This is a genomic window from Bacillus sp. HMA207 (genome assembly GCF_003402455.1).
GTDB classification, from domain to species: Bacteria; Bacillota; Bacilli; order Bacillales; family Bacillaceae_G; genus Bacillus_A; species Bacillus_A cereus.
On the sequence record NZ_BEZT01000001.1, the window covers coordinates 1,369,953 to 1,388,837 of the forward strand.

Here is an 18,885-nt window from a genome sequence, read left to right on the forward strand (position 1 = left end):
GGATGTGAAATGAAAACTACGTTGAATATTTGAAATTAGATTAAAAATAATATGGGAGAGTGAGAGATTGCTACTTTACTAACGGTGGGACGAATATTATAATAATTCTGATAAACTATGCAAACGCTTTCTTGGAAGGGGATGGTGTACAGATGTTTAAAAGAATAACAATAGTCGGATTGTCAGTTGTTATGTTTTTACCTAGTATATATGAGGGGAGTAAGGCATATGCAGACACAGTTAACAATGGAACGTTAATGCAGTATTTTGAGTGGTATTCTCCGAATGATGGGAATCATTGGAATCGTTTGCGTACTGATGCTGAAAATTTAGCGGAAAAAGGAATTACATCTGTTTGGATACCACCTGCATATAAAGGAACTATGCAAAATGACGTAGGATATGGAGCATATGATTTATATGATCTGGGGGAATTCAATCAAAAGGGCACAGTGCGGACGAAATATGGGACGAAAGCACAATTGAAATCTGCAATTGACGCTTTACATAAGAAAAACATCGATGTATACGGTGATGTAGTTATGAATCATAAAGGTGGGGCTGATTATACAGAAACTGTCACAGCAGTTGAGGTAGACCCGAGCAATCGAAATAATGAAGTATCAGGTGATTATGAAATTAGTGCGTGGACGGGATTTAACTTTCCAGGGCGTGGAGATTCTTATTCTAATTTCAAATGGAAATGGTATCATTTTGACGGAACGGATTGGGATGAAGGAAGGAAATTAAACCGAATTTATAAATTTAGGGGCATAGGTAAAGCATGGGACTGGGAAGTGTCTAGCGAGAATGGGAATTATGATTATTTGATGTATGCGGATCTTGATTTTGATCATCCAGATGTTGCGAATGAAATGAAAAAATGGGGAACGTGGTATGCGAATGAATTAAATTTAGATGGTTTTCGTTTAGATGCTGTTAAACATATTGATCATGAATATTTGCGCGATTGGGTAAATCACGTTAGACAGCAAACAGGGAAAGAAATGTTTACAGTAGCTGAATATTGGCAAAATGATATCCAGACTTTAAATAATTATTTAGCGAAGGTTAATTATAATCAATCTGTGTTCGATGCACCACTTCATTATAATTTTCACTATGCTTCAACAGGAAATGGGAATTATGATATGAGAAATATTTTAAAAGGAACGGTAGTTGCGAATCATCCTACACTTGCGGTTACTCTAGTTGAAAATCATGATTCACAGCCTGGTCAGTCATTGGAATCTGTAGTGAGCCCTTGGTTCAAACCGTTGGCATATGCATTTATTTTAACGCGTGCAGAGGGGTATCCTTCTGTTTTCTATGGTGATTACTATGGTACAAAAGGAAATAGTAACTATGAAATTCCAGCGTTAAAGGACAAAATTGATCCGATTTTGACGGCACGAAAAAACTTTGCATATGGTACGCAGCGGGATTATTTTGATCATCCAGATGTGATTGGCTGGACAAGAGAAGGTGATAGTGTACATGCTAATTCTGGTTTAGCAACATTAATCTCTGATGGACCAGGAGGGGCGAAGTGGATGGATGTTGGAAAGAATAACGCAGGGGAAGTATGGTACGATATTACGGGTAATCAAACAAATACTGTAACAATTAATAAGGACGGATGGGGGCAATTCCAAGTAAGTGGAGGATCAGTTTCCATATATGTTCAGCAGTAATTTGGTGATGAAAAAGAAGAGGTAGACTGAAATATAAGTTTTCCTCTTCCTTTTTACATTCTGTATAGTTATAAAAGTATGACACCTTTACTTCTCACGTAACATATAGTATGATGATTTCAATAAATTAGATTTCAATGACTATAATATAACTTAATGAGAGGTGCTTTTTGTGAGTGCGGTAGGTATTAAATAGGAAAAATTTAATGAAATAAATCGGATAAGACCAGGGGATTTTTATGTACATCATACCCCTAATTTTGTCATGCATTTATTTCAAAACCTATGAAGATACCTACAATACTTTATAAAGCGTGTAATAAGGGACTGCCATCTATTTTTTATGGCTTATTTCCTCATATGTTATTACACATGCCTTGTAAATGTAAAAGCTGCGGTATCCCCGCAGCTTTTTTGTATATGTTTTTATTGTATAATTATGGAATTTTATATATGACTCATTGGAATCTAATGAGTAGGTATCTTCATTTATGATAAAAATCAATCATAGTGAGGAGAAACAAAATGAATACGATGACTTTTGAAAAGTTACAATATAACGAATTAAAGGATATAGTGAAATCTTATTGTGTAAGTGGATTAGGTAAGGAATTATTAAACAAATTAGAGCCGAGTACGAGTATAAAAGTAGTGAGAAATCGGTTGAATGAAACGACAGAAGCACGAGCTATATTAGATGCAGAAGGGCATGTTCCTTTCTTCGGCATTTCTAATATTGCTAGTACAATTCAAAAATTAGAAAAAGGTATGATTTTAGATCCAGAAGAATTAGTGAGTGTTTCAGACTTTTTACGTGGATGTAGAAAGATTAAAAAGTTTATGTTAGATAAAGAATTTTTTGCACCAGTATTAGCTTCTTATGCAAATTCAATGACTGAATATAAAAGTATTGAAGAGGAAATTAACTTTTCAATTAAAGGAAATAGTATTGATGCAGCTGCAAGTAAAGAGTTAAAACGAATTCGAAATAATATCGATTCTGTAGATGGGAAAATAAAAGAACGTTTAACGAAGTTTTTAAATAGTAGTGCAAATAAGAAATTCATTCAGGAATTCTTTATTAGTAAAAAGGATGACCGTTATACGATTCCAATTAAATCTTCCTATAAAAACCAAGTTGCCGGAAGTATTATTGAAGCCTCGGCAAAAGGTTCTACTGTATTTATAGAACCGCATACGGTTACGAAATTGAATGCAGAACTAGCAGGTTTGAAAGCAGAAGAAGCGGTTGAAGAATATCAAATTTTAGCGACTTTATCAGGGATGGTATTAGAAAATATTTATAGTATAAAGATTAACATGGAGCTAATTAGTCAGTATGATATGGTATTTGCGAAAGCGAAGTTTAGTAAATCGATTGATGGAATAGAACCGAAGTTAAATGATCATGGCTACATTCATTTAGTGAATTGTAAGCATCCGCTTTTAACAGGGCAAGTTGTACCCTTAAATTTTAAAATTGGTCAAGAGTATCGTAGTTTAATTATTACAGGGCCGAATGCGGGCGGAAAGACAATTGTGTTAAAAACAATTGGATTGTTAACATTAGCTACAATGTCAGGTCTTCATATTGCAGGAGATAAAGGGACAAAAATCGCTATTTTTGAAAATGTATTTGTAGATATTGGTGATAATCAAAGTATCGAAAACGCACTAAGTACATTTTCATCTCATATGAAAAATCTTTCTGAGATTATGAGGATGTCAAATAATAATACGTTACTTTTATTTGATGAAATAGGGAGCGGTACAGAACCGAATGAAGGTGCAGCACTTGCAATATCCATTTTAGAAGAGTTGTACCTTGCAGGATGTATTACCGTTGCGAGTACGCATTACGGAGAAATTAAACGATTCTCAGAAATGCACGATGACTTTATGAATGCAGCGATGCAATTTAATAGTGAAACGTTAGATCCGCTTTATAAATTAGTTATCGGAAAATCAGGAGAAAGTAATGCACTTTGGATTGCGAATAAAATGAGCGTAAAAGAACATGTGCTGAAAAGAGCGAAAGAGTATATGGGAAATAAAGAGTACGCTTTAGAAAAAGTGAATGAAAGTAAAATTAGAAAACCGAAATTTGTACAAGAAAAAAGAGAATCTCATTATGAGTACAAAATCGGAGATCGTGTTAATTTATTGGATCATGATGATTTTGGTATCATCTATAAGGAAAAAGATAATTTTTATAACGTTGTTGTATATTATAACGGTGAATTCGTTGAAGTAAATGTGAAACGTATTACTTTAGAAGTAGCAGCGAAGGAGTTATATCCAGAAGGATACGATTTAAATACACTATTTGTTGATTATAAAGAAAGAAAAATGCAACACGATATTGAGCGCGGATCGAAAAAAGCACTTCGTAAAATTCAAAAAGAAATAAGAAAGAATAGAGGATAAGTTAAAATGGTAACGATTAGACAAGAACAAAAAAATGATTATAGAAAAACAGAAGAAGTCGTAAAAGAAGCATTTTTAAAGGAAGAATTTAGTGATAAAACAGAACATGAACTTGTAAAACGTATTAGAGAATGTGACGCGTTTGTTCCGGAGTTATCAATTGTTGCGGTAGATGAAGATATAGTTGGTCACATTATGTTATCGAAAATTACAATAGAACAATGTGGAACTTCTGTAGAATCGTTAGCACTTGCACCAGTTTCAGTTGCTAGGGGCCATCAGAAGAAAGGAATTGGTGGAAAACTGATTACGGCTGCTTTAGAAAAAGCGAAAGAACTTGGATACGGATCAGTTGTAGTATTAGGACATCCAGAGTACTACCCGAAATTTGGTTTTAAGAAAGCAAGTGAGTGGAATGTAAAAGCACCGTTTGAAGTGCCTGAAGAGGTATTTATGATAAAGGAATTAACAGAAAATGCTCTTCTAGGTGTAGAAGGAATTGTACAATATTCGAGTGCTTTTGCTGAGTAGGAGTAACGGTTAAGAAATGTAATCATAAAAGATGCTATCTTTTTGTATGGATATACAGAAAGATAGCTTTTTTTATTAAGCGGATCTACTGACGTATATTTTGCTCAATGAATAATTGAGGTGGTAAAATTGATATAGAAACGTAAAGGGAGAGAATGAAATGAATAAGCGAGAAACAGATAGCAATGAGAATGCAGTTACGTTATATGTTACAAGACACGGTAAAACAATATTAAATACGAATCATCGCGCGCAAGGTTGGGCTGATTCTCCATTAGTAGAAAAAGGTGTTGAAGTTGCCACAAATTTAGGAACAGGATTAAAAGATATTCATTTTATGAATGCGTATAGTAGTGATAGCGGCCGCGCAATTGAAACTGCTAATTTAGTATTAAAATATAGTGAGCAATCAAAATTAAAACTTGAGCAAAGAAAAGATTTGCGAGAATTAAATTTCGGTATTTTTGAAGGTGAAAAACTTGAGAATATGTGGGATGTGGTTGGAAAAGCTGCAGGCGTTGCATCACCAGAAGAACTTATGAAGTTTTCTATTCAAGAAGTGATTAATCTTATTAGAGTAGCAGATCCTACAAAACAGGCGGAAGATTGGGACTTATTTTCTACTCGTATAAAAACAGAGATAGATAAAATTAGTGAAGAAGCTGCTGGAAATGGTGGCGGTAACGTTTTAGTTGTCGTTCATGGGCTTTTGATTACTACCTTAATAGAAATGTTAGACAGTAGCAAAACAAAACTTGGAGTGGAAAATGCTAGTGTGACGAAAATTGTATATCAAGATGGAACATACACAGTCGAGTCTGTTGGAGATATGAGTTACGTTGCAAAAGGGAAAGAAAGTGTTGAAATATAATTAAATCTCCAATAGATATAAGAAAAGGAAGGTAGAGAAATCTAGCTTCCTTTTCTTATTGGAACGATTATGGAATCAATAAAATCTTCCCAGTACTTTTTCTGCTCTCTAATAATTTATGTGCAAGAGCACCATCTTGTAAGGCGAATGTAGTAGGACTCGCGATGTTTACTTTTCCACTAGTGATCCAATCGAATAATTGAGTAGAGCGCTGCTTACGTTCTTCAAAAGTAGTAAGCACGTTCCAAAGGTCTCCACCAGTTAAAGTTTTTGAAGTATCCATAAGCATACGCGGATCAACTGGCGCAGGATTACCACCAGCCATTCCGTAAAATACGACAGTACCGCCAATTTTAGTAGCGTTAAAACTTTCCTCTAATGTAGAACCTACTGATTCATACACAACATTTACTCCAGTTCCATTAGTCATTTCAAGTACTTTCATATGCCATGCTTCGGTATATAAAAATACGTGATCGGCACCAGCTAATGTAGCTACCTTTGCTTTTTCTTTTAATGATGTAAGACCAATTACTGTTCCGCCCTGTAGTTTAATCATTTGAATCAGAAGTTGACCAACGCCACCAGCTGCAGCGTGTACTAAAGCTATATCACCTTGTTTTATTTGATAGCTATCTTTCGTTAAATAATGTGCTGTTAATCCTTGTAATAAGACAGAAGCGGCTGTTTCAAAAGAAATAGAATCTGGTAGTGGGATTACTTTTTCTGATGGAACGGCAACTAGTTCTGCATTTGCAAATGGAACGTCAGCAAATGCAATACGGTCTCCAGGGGTGATAGTTGTAACATTAGCTCCTACTTCTTCAACAATACCAGCCCCTTCATAACCTAATATATAAGGCGGATTACCAGCGAGATGATAATCACCGCGGCGTCTATAAATATCAGCGAAGTTTAATCCGATTGCTTTCATGCGTACTAGAATTTCATTTGGGTTTATGGTTGGATCATGTATTTCTTTATATTGTAGTACATCTGGACTTCCAAACTGTTCGAAACAAAGTGCTTTCATATGGAATACCTCCATTTTATTGTTTGTCGATGCTCTTTATCATACAATATAAATATCAATAGACAAAGAGGATTATTTCGATGAAATCAATCGGAAATATCGATTGAAAAAGAGGGATGATAAATGGAGATAAAACAATTAATTACATTTAAAGTAGCAGCAGATACTTTGAACTTTACACAAACTGCGAAGAAATTAAACTTTGCCCAATCGAGCGTTACAGCACAAATTAAAACATTAGAGGCTGAGCTCGGTACACCACTATTTGAGAGATTAGGGAAACGTCTTTTCTTAACTGAAGCAGGAAGAAAGTTTCAACTATATGCGGACAAGATAATCGCACTTAGTAACGCAGCGAAGACGGCTGTGAAAGATGATGAGGAAATAGCAGGTACGTTAATAATTGGTGCACAAGAAAGTCAATGTACATACAGACTGCCTTCTATATTAAAGAGGTTTAAAATACAATTCCCAAAAATAAAACTTATATTTAAACCAGCACATTCCAATAAAGATGCGAAGGAACAATTGATGGAGGGAAAAGTAGATCTTGCATTTATTTTGGATGAGTGTAAAACAGAAGATGTTTTACATGTGGAACCACTTATGAAAGAAGAATTAAAAGTAGTAGCTGCTCCAGGGCACCGTTTACTTGAACAACCTTCAGTTTCTATAAAAGATTTAGAGAGTGAAACACTTTTACTAACAGAATTAGGCTGCTCGTATCGGACTTTATTTGAAGAGCTATTTCGCGGGGAAGATGTATATCCAGCAAATAAAATTGAGTTTGTTAGTGTTGAAGCAATTAAACAATGTGTTATTGCAGATTTAGGTATAGCCGTTTTACCAGCGATAGTAGTAGAAAAAGATATACGGGAAGGGACGTTAAAGGAGTTAATGTTAAACGAAACAATATCTCCAATTTATACACAAATTGCTTGGCATAAAGATAAATGGATGACAGCACCACTGCAGCAATTTATTGATGTAACGAGGGGATTTTTTACAACGGATTAAGTGGAGAAATATTTATTTTATATAAAAGAAACAATGGCAATTTTGTATAAAGAACCGATGCTTGAATATAACAAGTATCGGTTCTTTTATGTTTTAAATAAAGGATGCTATAAAATTTGTATTTCTCAACTTTTTTCTTACAAGGATAAGTAAAATTCTTCGTATATTCCAATAATCATAAGGGAATTTACAACATTTATTCGTTTCTGTAAGATGCATCTAGGAAGCGTGAAAGGAGGGCTTACATAGCAGTATAGGTTGTCTTTAGTATATATAATCATTTTGAGGGGGAATTTAAAATGTTTAAAAAGTTAATGAAAGTATGCGTGTTAAGTGCGGCAAGTATAGGTGTATTATTTAGTTTCCAAGGAAGTACATTTGCAGCTACTGATTTAAGCAGTTATTATGACGGGAAAAATCCAGCAACAACGAAAGTATACGGGGGAAGTACGACGTGTGATGCAGATGGATTTAATGCAAAGTCTACAGCAGTTTATGAAGGTAGTAAAAAAGTAGGAACAGTGTATTTACGTTACAGTAATAAATGTCATGCAGCATGGTCTAAGCTTGTTTTAGATCAACCAGCTCCTTCTGTTTCTGGAGGGGTATATGCTTACGCTGTTATTAATAAATATAAAAATGGTGTATTCCAAAAATCAGTAGACTCTAATAGTGGCAATGGAGCAATAAAAACAGGACAAACGAGTACGTATACAGGAATGGTGTTTGATTTAACTGCTGATTTTGGTTATACAGCTGATGCCGAAGCGGTGACGATTAATAACGGCTACGGGAAAACTGGACGTTATTAATAAAGGAGTGGAATTCTATGAAGCTTTTTAAAAAGGTAAGCGCATGTCTTTGTCTGGCATTGCTCATCGTAACTAGTGTGTTTAGTACGACCAACAATGATAAAGCATACGCAGAAGACCATTCATATGATGGGAAAAGTCCTTATTATAATAGCTGTGATCAATCCGCAGTAACGAAAGAAAAGAAGTGGATTGATTCAAATTCTTATGTAGAATTAAAATTTAGCACGACATGTAAGACAGCATGGGCAAAAGTTACTGTAACTCGCCTGGCAATTTATAATAATGAAGCTGATGCAAGGATTGTTAGAAAAACAGATGGAAAGGCATACACTTGCGGAAGTGCTGGAGGAAATGGTGTTGTAAATAAAGGGCAAACATCATGCTATACGCCAATGGTATATGATTTAGATCCAAGAAAGGCACAAGCACAAGGGAAACATGCCATTCCGAATAGTGATGCATATAATTATGCGGAGACTATTTGGTATTGATACGATTATACATGTTTTAAGAGCTGTTATTTGATATAAAAAAAGAAAGAGCCTTACTGCATTTTATTGTGGTAAGGTTCTTTAAAATTGTTTAATAGATTAAGTACATCCATTTACAAAGGTCTGTCTATATAATCGCTTTTAAGTATGGCCATAATAATTTCATCTGAGTATGTATCGTTATAAAATAAAGATTGACGTAAGGTTCCTTCTTTTACAAAACCAACTTTTTCATAAGCTTTAATTCCGCGTAAATTATGGCTAAATACTTCTAACTGTAAACGATTTAATGATAGTTGTTCAAAAGTAAAACTTAAAACTATTTTACTAGCTTCAGTTCCATAGCCTTGTCCTGTTAATGCTATTGAAATCATTGATATTCTGAATCCTGCTCTTTTGTTCTCCTCATCGATATCTAAAATCGACAACTCTCCAATCATCTCGTCAGTACTTTGTAAACAAATAGCGAAATCATAGCGACTTGAATCATTATTTATATGATCTATATGTTTCGTAATTTGCTCCAATGAAAAAGTGGACTTAGTTCCAGTCATATATCTTATTTCATCATCCATTGTACTTTCTAATATAATAGGAGCATCTAGCTGACAAAGAGGCCTTAAATAAATTCTTTCGCTCTCTAATCTCATTATAATTTTCTCCTTTAGTTAGTAATTGAATGTATAAATACTTAAACTTTCTTCAATGAGTTACATAAAAAATATGAATCTTAATTCGATGTTACATGAATTTTATAATGGTATGGTATACCTAAAACAAATAATAAAAGTTTTATACACAACAAAATGTATCAACGAGTTTTTTGATCATACTATTATTCTTGCTGCTCATTCCGCTTTTAAATGAACACGAATGTATTAACTAAGGTCTGTATCAGGAGGAGTATATCCAAGGTGACGAGCCATAGATACAATTTGTCCTTTATGGTGAAATTCATGCGTCTCCGTATGAGTTAAAAGCCATAGCGGAGTTGTGCTCCAAGGTTCTTTTTGCCATTTCACTTCATTTGCTATATTTTCGAGCCAACGGTCATTGTATTCATCTAAAAAACGTTGTACAGTCTCATCTACTAACTTAAATCTAGCGCGAACTTTTTCCACATCTGCATGCTCAATTTCGTAATCGTTAGCAAATGAAAAATCTGCTCTTTTTTGCTTGAATGCGAATGATCCAAGCCAGTATCGATAGCAATCGGCTACATGAATATGAGTCTTTATAATGCTACCGCTTCCGAAATTAGAAACTGTGCTATGTAATTTTTCTACTGGGATTTCTTCCAAAAACGAAAATAGAGTTTCTCTTGTAGCACTAATAAGATTATATTGTTGTTTTAAAATATGTAACATGCAAGTACACTCCTCTTTTATTAACATAGTAAGTAATTCTATATTTACGAGGAGTGAACCTTTTTATTATTTTTAATAAGCATATTAGATGTATTTCTTATTTGTTTCTGATAGATTAAACAAGGTGAAACTTTAATAAGTTGAACATTCTTAGTTCATAATAAATTGTACATCAAGAAGGGGAACGATAAAATGAATAGACTAGTGGGTTTAAAACAATTTGAAATAACGCGCGGGGCGTTACTTAAATTTATGGAAACGTTAGATGATAAAACTGTGGATACGCAGCCAGAGGGTTTTAACAATACAATTCGTTGGCATATTGGACACGTGTTAACAGCAGCAGAGACTTTCATGTTCGGAAGAGAATTTAAACAATTGCCAACTGAATATCCAGGTATGTTTGGATATGGATCAAGACCATCTAAATGGACGACAGAAGGACCATCGTTAGAAGTGTTAACGGCTCAATTAAAAGAACAAGCAAAACGTATTAACGAAATTCCAGCAGAAGCATTTGAAAATAAACTGCCAGAGCCATTCCTAGGATTGGAAACAGTAGGGGAGCTTTACGGTATGATGCTTTATCATGAAGCTGATCATATTGGGCAAATGAAGGCGATGGAACGTATTATTAAAGCTCTTTAGTCTTAATTGCATATAACAAGCAATACAGTTGTAATGTTAAATAATATATACAAAAAAGGTAGATAAATTATTATCTACCTTTTTTGTATAACTTCTTGAAGGATTAGAGAATTTTATAATTTTTTATGTGGTGATTATTAATTATAGTATTCCTAAATATGGAATATACGTATAATGATAGAGAAGAACTAGAAATAGGGGTGAATACTATGATTACATTAGAGAAAAAGTTGGAGCAATATAAACATACATATGTACAGTTAAAGGGAGAACTAAAATGGAAAACGAGTGATTCTCGAACAGGAATGATGATTGCTGCTATGTATGCAGGTAGTGATAAATTGTTTGATCTCGGACGTTTTTTAGAAATTAGTAGTTATATTAAGAATCAGGTAGGGATGTTTTCATACTTAAAGTCTTATCATCGTTTTGTAGTGGCCGCAACATTAGATATTCACTTTACAGATTACAAGAAAGCTTTTCGGACGTTTTTAGATTTATATGAACAATTGGTCACTGGTGGCTTTAGCCGGAGTATATTTACTTATCTCGCAGCAGCTGTGCTTTTGACAGAAGAAGATGAACAGCATGGCGCGCACATTCAGCGTTCGATGCAAGTATATAAACGCATGAAAAAGGATCATCTCTTTCTTACAAGTACAAATGATTATCCGCTCGCAGTTTTATTAGCAGGACAATCAGAGCATGTAGAAACACTTATGGACCGAGTGGAACGTCTTTATCAGAAACTAGCGACAGCTGGTTTGCGTAAAGGGAATGATCTTCAATTCTTGAGTCATATTCTTTCATTAAAGAAGGAGGTCAGGGAAGAACTATTAGTTGCAAAATGCACAAATATATGGAATTTGTTAAAGCAAGAAAAGGTAAAAGTAAAACAGATGCATTACCCAGCTATTGGGCTACTAGCGTTACTCGAGGACGGAGAAAAAGAGATTCATTCTATTCGAGCATTTATTGAAAAATTGCAGGGGGATAAATTGTTCCGTTGGCATACAGATACAAATATTCTTATTGCTATTCAACTGTTCGTAAGTCAGAAAGGTGAGGAAAGTAAAGCTACCAACACAGGTTTACAAACAATGATAGAAGTCCTCATACAAGCACAACAGGCAGCCATGATGGCAACGATTGCTGCTTCATCTGCAGCAACATCTTCTGCTAGTAGTGGTTCATAATGTGCAACTGCTTATGCTCTTGTAAATTATAACTCCTTTGATAAGGTCGGTTTAAAAAATATTACTAAAAAAAGCCCATCACTCTCTAATGAGTGATGGGCTAATTGATTTTACATAATCAGCATTATCTTTTTGATTCCTTCAAATGTTTGAGCTGCGTGACAATCATAATGCTAATAAAAACCATGAGCTAATTTTGCTTAAGTGAACGAGGTTCCATGCTTCCCGTTGATTTGGATATTGCCATGCACCGAAAAATGTTGCGATGTTCTCTGCAATCCAAATGAAAAATCCGATAAGGAAAAAGGAGAGAACGAGTGGTATTTTATATGTAACGCCTCGTAATGAAAATTCCACAAATGTCTGAAAGAAAACGATGAATAGAAGTAAAGTTAAGAACCATCTAAAATCGTATAGAAAATGATGCGTAAAAAAATTGAAGTAAATCATTGCCCCTAATGGCACGGTAAAAATAGCTTTCGGCCAATAATGCATTTGTAAATGCAACCTTCTCCACGCTTGACATATGTAACTTGCGACACTTGCGTACATAAAGCCGCTGTAAAGCGGAACTCCAAAAATCTTTGAATACGCCTCTTCAGGATAACTCCATGAACCGAAATGAACTTTATATATTTCTAGTAAAAGGCCGATGAGGTGAAAGACAGTAATTACTTTTAATTCGTCTTTCGTCTCAAGTCCAGTCTTGTACATAATCCACTGCATAAGAAGACATGCGATGAGTATGAAATCATAGCGATATAACCCTGGAATAGAAACGATTTTTGAAAGGGCTAGTGTTAAGAAAATAACGACTGGGAATAAGCAAGATAATGCTTGCTCGTAAGTGAAGTGTAGTAGTTGTTTTATATAGAACATTGTGTCACCTTTGGGATTTTTATTAGAAAAATCAAAATAATTAATAAGTATACTACAATTTAAAAAATAATTCAGTAGTCTATTTTGCGTGTATTTGTAAGTCTTGGAAGGGAATTGTAATGAGTATTTTAATATTTAGCGAAGTGAAAAAATAGTTTGCTATTTAAAAAAAGTGGGGATATAATATCTAAATGAAAATGATAATTATTATCAATAATAATTACAAATAAAAAATAATTATAAAAAACAACTGAATATAAAGGATGAAATGAAACATGTTACATAAGTCTACTGTACATGCTGGTAGTAACCGCTGGATACATATTAAGTTCATATGTTTCATGAGCTTAACAATTTTATGTTTAATTGGATCTATATTTTTAGCCATTTCATTTGGTGCAAAGGATATTCATTTACAAACGGTGTGGGCAGCGGTTTTGAATTACGATCCGAAATTAACACAGCACCAAATTATTTATGAATTAAGGCTCCCGAGAGTAATTGGAGCAGCAGTTGTAGGGGCAGCTTTTGCGGTTGCTGGTGCTGTTATGCAAGGTGTAACACGAAACCCTTTAGCTGATGCAGGTGTACTCGGAATAAATGCAGGTGCGATGTTTGTAGTAGCACTTAGTTTTGCTTTTTTTCCGCATATGCCGTATTCCTATTTAATGATTGTTTCCTTTATTGGAGCAGTCTTAAGTACAGTACTTATTTTTGTTATTGGATCAGCAACATCAGGTGGGTTAACACCAATGAGGTTAACGATTGCTGGAGCTGTTATGGCAGCGCTTTTACATTCATTAAGTTCAGGTGTTGCGATTTATTATGATTTAAGCCAAGATTTAGCGTTTTGGTATGCTGGTGGTGTTGCAGGGGTTAAGTGGGAACACTTGAAATTTTTAGTCCCTATTATTCTTATAACGATTATTTTTGCAATAGTGTTAGGGAAATCTATTTCACTCATATCAATGGGGGATGATGTTGCTACAAATTTAGGAGTGAAAACGAACCGAACGAGAATACTAGGGATGATTATAGTAGTTATTCTGGCAGGTGTTTCTGTTTCAGCTGTTGGTTCTATTGGATTTGTGGGACTAGTTATCCCACACATTGCTAGAAAATTAGTTGGTGTTAATTATAGACTCATTATTCCTATGGCAGCATTATTAGGAGCTATGTTATTAGTTGTAGCTGATTTAGGGGCAAGAACAGTAAATCCTCCTAAGGAACTTGCGATAGGGATTATGGTAGCTCTTGTTGGAGTTCCGTTCTTCCTCTATATAGCACGTAAAGTTGGGAGGGAGTTATAAGTGAAAGATCTTTTTAACACGGATAAAAAGAGAGCTATTACTGTAACTACAATCTTCGGATGTATAAGTATCGCTGTAATTTTAATTAGTTTAAATACAGGGACACTGAGTATAGCGCCACTTAGAGTAATTGAAACACTTTTGGGTTATGGTAATTTTGAGAGTGCAACCGTGCTATATGATTATCGTATGCCAAGAATAATAATCACGATGTTAGCCGGTATTGGTCTTGGTATTTCCGGTGCGATTTTGCAAGGGTTATCACGTAATACACTTGCAGATCCTGGTATTTTAGGGTTGCATTCAGGTGCATCTTTCGGTCTTATCGTATTTGTTACTCTCTTTCATTCTATTAATGAGAGTGCATCCATTTTAATACCGTTATTTACATTTGGCGGAGGAGTATTAGCTGCATTTCTTATTATTTTACTTGCGAGTGATCGGTCAAAAGGTTTACTTCCCATTAGACTTATTCTCGTTGGTATTGCAGTTTCAGCTGGCTTTAGTGCAATTTCGTTATTTTTCTCTCTCAAGTTAAATGATGAGACGTATACATTCGCTTCTAGATGGCTAGTTGGTAACGTGTGGGGAAGGGATTGGATTCATGTCTTTGCATTATTACCTTGGATTTTCATACTAACCCCTTATGCGTGGCTAAAATCTAAAACGTTAAATGCATTGTCACTAGGTGATAGTGTAGCAGCAGGACTTGGTGTTTCTGTTCAAAAAGAACGGTTATTACTTTTAGCTACAGCGGTTGGATTATCTTGCACAAGTGTATCGATGGCAGGAGGAATTGGTTTTATCGGTTTAGTTGCTCCGCATATCGCAAGGAAGTTAGTAGGTACTACATATCAACACTTTCTTCCTTTAGCTGGCATTATCGGAATGATTATTTTAGTGCTAGCAGATACGATAGGTCGTTCTATATTTGAGCCAAACTCTATTCCAGCTGGTGTAGTAGTGGCAGCTTTAGGAGCACCGTATTTTCTTTATTTACTTACAAAAACAAAATAAATACTTCAAAGAGGAGAACATATGAAAAAGAAACTTACTATTTTATTTAGCATGATGTGTATTTTAGTATTAGCAGCATGTGGTCAAACGAAAGCTAATGAAGAGGCAACGAAAAAAACGGAAAAAAGTAATGATCCAAAAATTGCTTCAATGTCTATTCATTTAACAAATGATTTACTTGCATTAGGAATTACACCAGTAGGTTCTGTTATTGGTGGAGATTTAAAAGATTTCTTACCGCACGCTAAAGAGAAGTTGAAAGATACGAAGAAGCTTGGTGTTGTAACAGATCCGAATATGGAAGCGTTACTTCAATTAAAGCCAACTGACATTTATGTTGATGAAAAATATGCTGGTAAAGATGTAGCGAAATACGAAAAAATTGCAAAAACACATTCTTTCAATTTAGATGAAGGTACGTGGAGAGAGCATTTAAAACAAGTTGGTAAACTTGTAAACCGTGAGAAAGAAGCAGATAAATATATTCAAGATTACGAAGAGCAATCAAAACGAGTAAAAGGTTTAATAGATAAAGAGCTAGGTAATAACGAAAAAGTAATGGCAATTCGCGTTACTGCAAAAGAATTGCGTGTATTTAGTACGAAAAGACCGATGGGACCAATTTTATTCCAAGACCTAGGGTTACAACCTGCAAATGGTGTAGAGAAAATTGATGGAAACCGTCCTTTCGAAGTCATTTCACAAGAAGTATTACCTGACTTTGATGCAGATGCGATTTTCGTTGTTGTAAATAGAGATGATAAAGCAAAAGCAGCATTTAAACAACTTCAAGAAACACCAATTTGGAAAGACTTAAAAGCAGTTAAAGGCAAGCACGTATACATTATCAATGATCAACCATGGCTTGACTATTCTGCTTTAGGAAACAAAATGGCAATGGATGAAGCGGAGAAAATGTTTACGAAATAATATAGTTTTGCTATTAGGAAAGGCCCTCAAAATTTGGAGGGCCTTTCTGTTATTGTTAGAATAAATAAAAAATTATACAATGAAGTTAATTCAATATGGAGGAGATGTGCCAATGTCAGTGCTTATTGTAAGTATCCCGTTTATGAAACAGTTTATGGAACAAGGGGATAAATAGGCTAAAATAAGTATCCCTGTTATTTAAAAGGGGGAGTTTGAAATGACAATGAATCTTTTTCGAAATAAAACGATTAAATTATCAGCTATGAGAGAAACAGATGCTGAAGTAATGGCTATGTGGCAAGAAGATAGTGAGTATTTAAGAAATGTTGATACAGATGTAGCATTCCCGCAATCTTTAAATGAAATAGCAAGTGATGGGTTATTAAAAGGACGGAGATCGAATAGTGTTTCTTTCATGGTAAGGACAGTTCAAGAAGATCGCTTAATTGGTTTTGTGGCGATTCATGGTATAGAGTGGAATAACAGAACAGGTTTATTAGCCATTGGTATAGGAGATGCGAATGATAGAGGAAAAGGATATGGGAAAGAAGCAATACATCTTATTCTAAAGTATGCTTTCTATGAATTGAATTTACACCGCATCGGTCTCGATGTTATTTCGTATAATAAACCTGCCATTGCATTGTATAAAAAGATGGGTTTTGAAATGGAAGGCTGTATGAGAGAAGCGGTTCAAAGAGATGGGAAGTGTTTTGACCGTATGATTATGGGGATATTGCGGGATGAATGGATAGAGCTGCAAGGTTAGAAAGTACATTCGAAATTATATATGTAGTATGCAGGAGATATAATGGTAATTGGCGAAAATTTACAGTGTGTTGATTGAATTTATAAGGAGTCATGCAAAATGAATTTAGAAAAGGAAAAACCAGTAAATGAAGAGGTCGCCGAATTAAAAGAACTTATTAAAGAGTTACACGGAAGTGTGCACCAACTTCAAAGTGAAGTGCAGCAACTAAGGCACGAAAGACCAGTTGTTGAAGTGAGAAAAGGTGTTCAATTATCACCAACAATTATTGGACAAATTGGTGGTATGATTTTAGGTGGTTTAGCAATTATCGGTATATTTTGGTGATGAAAAAAGGTTTGCAGCACGATGCTGCAAACCTTTTGTATTTGACGATATAATGTCATGCAATACAACTTTTACATTAAATAACGTAAATATATATAAGCATGTGATAACAAGAGTGCAACAATAGTTAATGGTAAACCAATTTTTAAGAAGTCCATATAAGAGAAGCCATGTCCTTCACGTTTTGCAATACCAGCAACGACTACGTTTGCAGATGCTCCGATTAGCGTTCCATTTCCTCCTAAGCAAGCTCCAAGAGATAACGCCCACCATAGTACTTCGATTTGCGGAGAATCGACAGATAGTCCGAGTCCTGTAGCTAAGTCTTGAATAAGAGGAATCATCGTAGCGACAAATGGGATGTTGTCGATTGTCGCAGATGCGATGCCAGATACCCATAAAATAAGTATAGCTGCGAATCCGATGTCACCGTTTGTTACGCCGATTACTTCTTTTGCAAGTGAAGAGATAAGTCCGATATCAATTAACCCGCCAACGAGAACGAATAGTCCGGCGAAGAAGAAAATGGTTACCCATTCAACGTGGGCAAATACATCTTCAATATCATGTTCTTTCACGCCGATTAACATAAGAAGTGTAGCGCCTGTCATCGCTATAACGGCAGCGTCTACATGAATAATCGAATGAAGTACGAAGCCTAAAATAGTGAGTCCTAAAATCGAAATAGATTTTAAAAGGAGGCTTTGATCTTTAATGTAATCTATTTCGTTTAATGCCATTAGTTTTTCGATTTGTTCAGGTGTTGTTTTTAGTTTGTTACGATACATGAAGTAAATAATGCCAAGTGTCACGATAGAAATAATAATTACGATTGGAGCTAAGTTAATTAAAAAGGCGTTAAAGTCTAAATGCTTGTTTGCTGATCCAATCATAATATTAGGTGGATCACCGATTAATGTTGCTGTTCCGCCTATATTTGAAAACAGCACTTCTGAAATCAAATAAGGTACAGGATTTACTTTTAAAATACGTGTAATGGATAATGTAACAGGAACGATTAATAAAACAGTCGTTACATTGTCCAAAAATGCTGATCCGACGGCAGTTAATAGGGATAGTAATAATAAAATGCGAATCGGTTTTCCGCCAGCTGCTTTTGCCGCTTTAATGGCCACAAATTCAAAGACGCCTGATTGACTCGTAATATGTACGAGAATCATCATCCCAATTAAAAGGGTAATCGTTTCCCATTGAATATGTGATGTGAAAGCAGTATGTAAATCTACAACTCCAAAAATAATCATAATAGCAGCACCGAATAGTGCGATTACAGCACGATTCAATTTCTCAGAAATAATAAATCCGTACGTGATTAAAAATACGGCAATTGCAAAATAATATTGCCAATTTGCTACTTCATGTGCTGACTGTTCCAATCATGTCACCTTCTTTAAATTATGTATTCAATTGTCGAAATGTATCTCGCTGCAATAATACGGGATAAAATATATTGTAGCAAATTCAAAAAAGAAAGAAAACTATTTAACAAAGTGAAGGAAAAAATGTATTTTTTACATATCATATAAAAAATATAAAAAACAC

At 34.8% G+C, this 18,885-nt stretch carries 18 protein-coding genes and 1 pseudogene; 14 read left to right on the forward strand and 5 right to left on the reverse strand.

What is annotated here, in order from left to right; genetic code table 11:
- Positions 1-152: 152 nt before the first annotated feature.
- From amyS to HMAS_RS07230, 4 genes are all read left to right on the forward strand, one after another.
- The gene (amyS, locus tag HMAS_RS07215) at positions 153-1,694 is read left to right on the forward strand and encodes an alpha-amylase (RefSeq protein ID WP_000476409.1); all 1,542 of its coding nucleotides are present in this window, start codon (positions 153-155) and stop codon (positions 1,692-1,694) included.
- Positions 1,695-2,219: 525 nt separating this feature from the next.
- Complete coding sequence (locus HMAS_RS07220) at positions 2,220-4,121, forward strand: endonuclease MutS2 (RefSeq protein ID WP_025708875.1); 1,902 nt, start codon at positions 2,220-2,222, stop codon at positions 4,119-4,121.
- 6 nt (positions 4,122-4,127) lie between these two features.
- On the forward strand, positions 4,128-4,652 hold the full coding sequence (locus HMAS_RS07225; protein ID WP_006925380.1) for a GNAT family N-acetyltransferase: 525 nt from the start codon (positions 4,128-4,130) through the stop codon (positions 4,650-4,652).
- A 160-nt stretch (positions 4,653-4,812) separates the two neighbouring features.
- A complete protein-coding gene (locus HMAS_RS07230; RefSeq protein ID WP_025708871.1) occupies positions 4,813-5,523 on the forward strand; it encodes a histidine phosphatase family protein in 711 nt (236 codons plus the stop codon).
- Positions 5,524-5,590: 67 nt separating this feature from the next.
- On the opposite strand, the gene HMAS_RS07235 is transcribed toward HMAS_RS07230, so the two are convergent.
- Positions 5,591-6,556, reverse strand: a complete 966-nt coding sequence (locus HMAS_RS07235; RefSeq protein WP_048535890.1) for a quinone oxidoreductase family protein — start codon at positions 6,554-6,556, stop codon at positions 5,591-5,593.
- A 123-nt stretch (positions 6,557-6,679) separates the two neighbouring features.
- On the opposite strand from HMAS_RS07235, the gene HMAS_RS07240 reads away from it, so the two are divergent.
- The 3 genes from HMAS_RS07240 (at position 6,680) to HMAS_RS07250 (ending at position 8,879) form a co-directional block, all read left to right on the forward strand.
- Entirely contained in the window at positions 6,680-7,573 is an 894-nt protein-coding gene (locus HMAS_RS07240) for a LysR family transcriptional regulator (RefSeq protein WP_061113216.1), read from the forward strand.
- A gap of 299 nt (positions 7,574-7,872) precedes the next feature.
- Positions 7,873-8,385: a DUF2690 domain-containing protein gene (locus HMAS_RS07245; protein ID WP_044307094.1), complete on the forward strand. Its 513-nt coding sequence runs from the start codon at positions 7,873-7,875 to the stop codon at positions 8,383-8,385.
- A gap of 17 nt (positions 8,386-8,402) precedes the next feature.
- Entirely contained in the window at positions 8,403-8,879 is a 477-nt protein-coding gene (locus HMAS_RS07250; protein WP_016123103.1) for a DUF2690 domain-containing protein, read from the forward strand.
- Positions 8,880-8,992: 113 nt separating this feature from the next.
- Here the strand turns inward: HMAS_RS07250 and HMAS_RS07255 are convergent, their stop codons facing one another.
- A complete protein-coding gene (locus HMAS_RS07255) occupies positions 8,993-9,529 on the reverse strand; it encodes a GNAT family N-acetyltransferase (protein WP_025708860.1) in 537 nt (178 codons plus the stop codon).
- 228 nt (positions 9,530-9,757) lie between these two features.
- Positions 9,758-10,246, reverse strand: a complete 489-nt coding sequence (locus tag HMAS_RS07260; RefSeq protein WP_044307095.1) for a DinB family protein — start codon at positions 10,244-10,246, stop codon at positions 9,758-9,760.
- A 192-nt stretch (positions 10,247-10,438) separates the two neighbouring features.
- Between HMAS_RS07260 and HMAS_RS07265 the strand changes: the two genes are divergently transcribed.
- The gene (locus HMAS_RS07265) at positions 10,439-10,894 is read left to right on the forward strand and encodes a DinB family protein (RefSeq protein ID WP_001081123.1); all 456 of its coding nucleotides are present in this window, start codon (positions 10,439-10,441) and stop codon (positions 10,892-10,894) included.
- A 158-nt stretch (positions 10,895-11,052) separates the two neighbouring features.
- Positions 11,053-12,090, forward strand: a complete 1,038-nt coding sequence (locus HMAS_RS07270; protein ID WP_069604011.1) for a DUF4003 domain-containing protein — start codon at positions 11,053-11,055, stop codon at positions 12,088-12,090.
- Positions 12,091-12,214: 124 nt separating this feature from the next.
- Here HMAS_RS07270 and HMAS_RS07275 read toward each other — a convergent pair.
- Positions 12,215-12,969 (reverse strand): annotated as a pseudogene (locus tag HMAS_RS07275) (DUF817 domain-containing protein).
- Positions 12,970-13,244: 275 nt separating this feature from the next.
- Here HMAS_RS07275 and HMAS_RS07280 point away from each other — a divergent pair.
- The 5 genes from HMAS_RS07280 to HMAS_RS07300 all read left to right on the forward strand — a co-directional run bounded on the left by HMAS_RS07280 (position 13,245) and on the right by HMAS_RS07300 (position 17,322).
- Positions 13,245-14,279, forward strand: a complete 1,035-nt coding sequence (locus HMAS_RS07280) for a FecCD family ABC transporter permease (protein ID WP_000902738.1) — start codon at positions 13,245-13,247, stop codon at positions 14,277-14,279.
- Complete coding sequence (locus HMAS_RS07285) at positions 14,280-15,296, forward strand: FecCD family ABC transporter permease (RefSeq protein WP_000653823.1); 1,017 nt, start codon at positions 14,280-14,282, stop codon at positions 15,294-15,296.
- Positions 15,297-15,317: 21 nt separating this feature from the next.
- Entirely contained in the window at positions 15,318-16,226 is a 909-nt protein-coding gene (locus tag HMAS_RS07290; protein WP_000728218.1) for an iron-hydroxamate ABC transporter substrate-binding protein, read from the forward strand.
- A gap of 217 nt (positions 16,227-16,443) precedes the next feature.
- The gene (locus HMAS_RS07295; RefSeq protein WP_044307097.1) at positions 16,444-16,995 is read left to right on the forward strand and encodes a GNAT family N-acetyltransferase; all 552 of its coding nucleotides are present in this window, start codon (positions 16,444-16,446) and stop codon (positions 16,993-16,995) included.
- A gap of 99 nt (positions 16,996-17,094) precedes the next feature.
- Positions 17,095-17,322, forward strand: coding sequence for a hypothetical protein (locus tag HMAS_RS07300; RefSeq protein ID WP_001047311.1), 228 nt, complete (start codon positions 17,095-17,097; stop codon positions 17,320-17,322).
- Positions 17,323-17,393: 71 nt separating this feature from the next.
- Here the strand turns inward: HMAS_RS07300 and HMAS_RS07305 are convergent, their stop codons facing one another.
- On the reverse strand, positions 17,394-18,719 hold the full coding sequence (locus HMAS_RS07305) for an ArsB/NhaD family transporter (RefSeq protein WP_044307098.1): 1,326 nt from the start codon (positions 18,717-18,719) through the stop codon (positions 17,394-17,396).
- Positions 18,720-18,885 lie beyond the last annotated feature (166 nt).

Excerpts from the sequence above, each read along its gene's own strand:
- amyS (WP_000476409.1), top strand. The coding sequence starts at position 153 with ATGTTTAAAAGAATAACAATAGTCGGATTGTCAGTTGTTATGTTTTTA.
- HMAS_RS07220 (WP_025708875.1), top strand. The coding sequence starts at position 2,220 with ATGAATACGATGACTTTTGAAAAGTTACAATATAACGAATTAAAGGAT.
- HMAS_RS07225 (WP_006925380.1), top strand. The coding sequence starts at position 4,128 with ATGGTAACGATTAGACAAGAACAAAAAAATGATTATAGAAAAACAGAA.
- HMAS_RS07230 (WP_025708871.1), top strand. The coding sequence starts at position 4,813 with ATGAATAAGCGAGAAACAGATAGCAATGAGAATGCAGTTACGTTATAT.
- HMAS_RS07235 (WP_048535890.1), bottom strand. The coding sequence starts at position 6,556 with ATGAAAGCACTTTGTTTCGAACAGTTTGGAAGTCCAGATGTACTACAA.
- HMAS_RS07240 (WP_061113216.1), top strand. The coding sequence starts at position 6,680 with ATGGAGATAAAACAATTAATTACATTTAAAGTAGCAGCAGATACTTTG.
- HMAS_RS07245 (WP_044307094.1), top strand. The coding sequence starts at position 7,873 with ATGTTTAAAAAGTTAATGAAAGTATGCGTGTTAAGTGCGGCAAGTATA.
- HMAS_RS07250 (WP_016123103.1), top strand. The coding sequence starts at position 8,403 with ATGAAGCTTTTTAAAAAGGTAAGCGCATGTCTTTGTCTGGCATTGCTC.
- HMAS_RS07255 (WP_025708860.1), bottom strand. The coding sequence starts at position 9,529 with ATGAGATTAGAGAGCGAAAGAATTTATTTAAGGCCTCTTTGTCAGCTA.
- HMAS_RS07260 (WP_044307095.1), bottom strand. The coding sequence starts at position 10,246 with ATGTTACATATTTTAAAACAACAATATAATCTTATTAGTGCTACAAGA.
- HMAS_RS07265 (WP_001081123.1), top strand. The coding sequence starts at position 10,439 with ATGAATAGACTAGTGGGTTTAAAACAATTTGAAATAACGCGCGGGGCG.
- HMAS_RS07270 (WP_069604011.1), top strand. The coding sequence starts at position 11,053 with ATGGAATATACGTATAATGATAGAGAAGAACTAGAAATAGGGGTGAAT.
- HMAS_RS07280 (WP_000902738.1), top strand. The coding sequence starts at position 13,245 with ATGTTACATAAGTCTACTGTACATGCTGGTAGTAACCGCTGGATACAT.
- HMAS_RS07290 (WP_000728218.1), top strand. The coding sequence starts at position 15,318 with ATGAAAAAGAAACTTACTATTTTATTTAGCATGATGTGTATTTTAGTA.
- HMAS_RS07295 (WP_044307097.1), top strand. The coding sequence starts at position 16,444 with ATGACAATGAATCTTTTTCGAAATAAAACGATTAAATTATCAGCTATG.
- HMAS_RS07300 (WP_001047311.1), top strand. The coding sequence starts at position 17,095 with ATGAATTTAGAAAAGGAAAAACCAGTAAATGAAGAGGTCGCCGAATTA.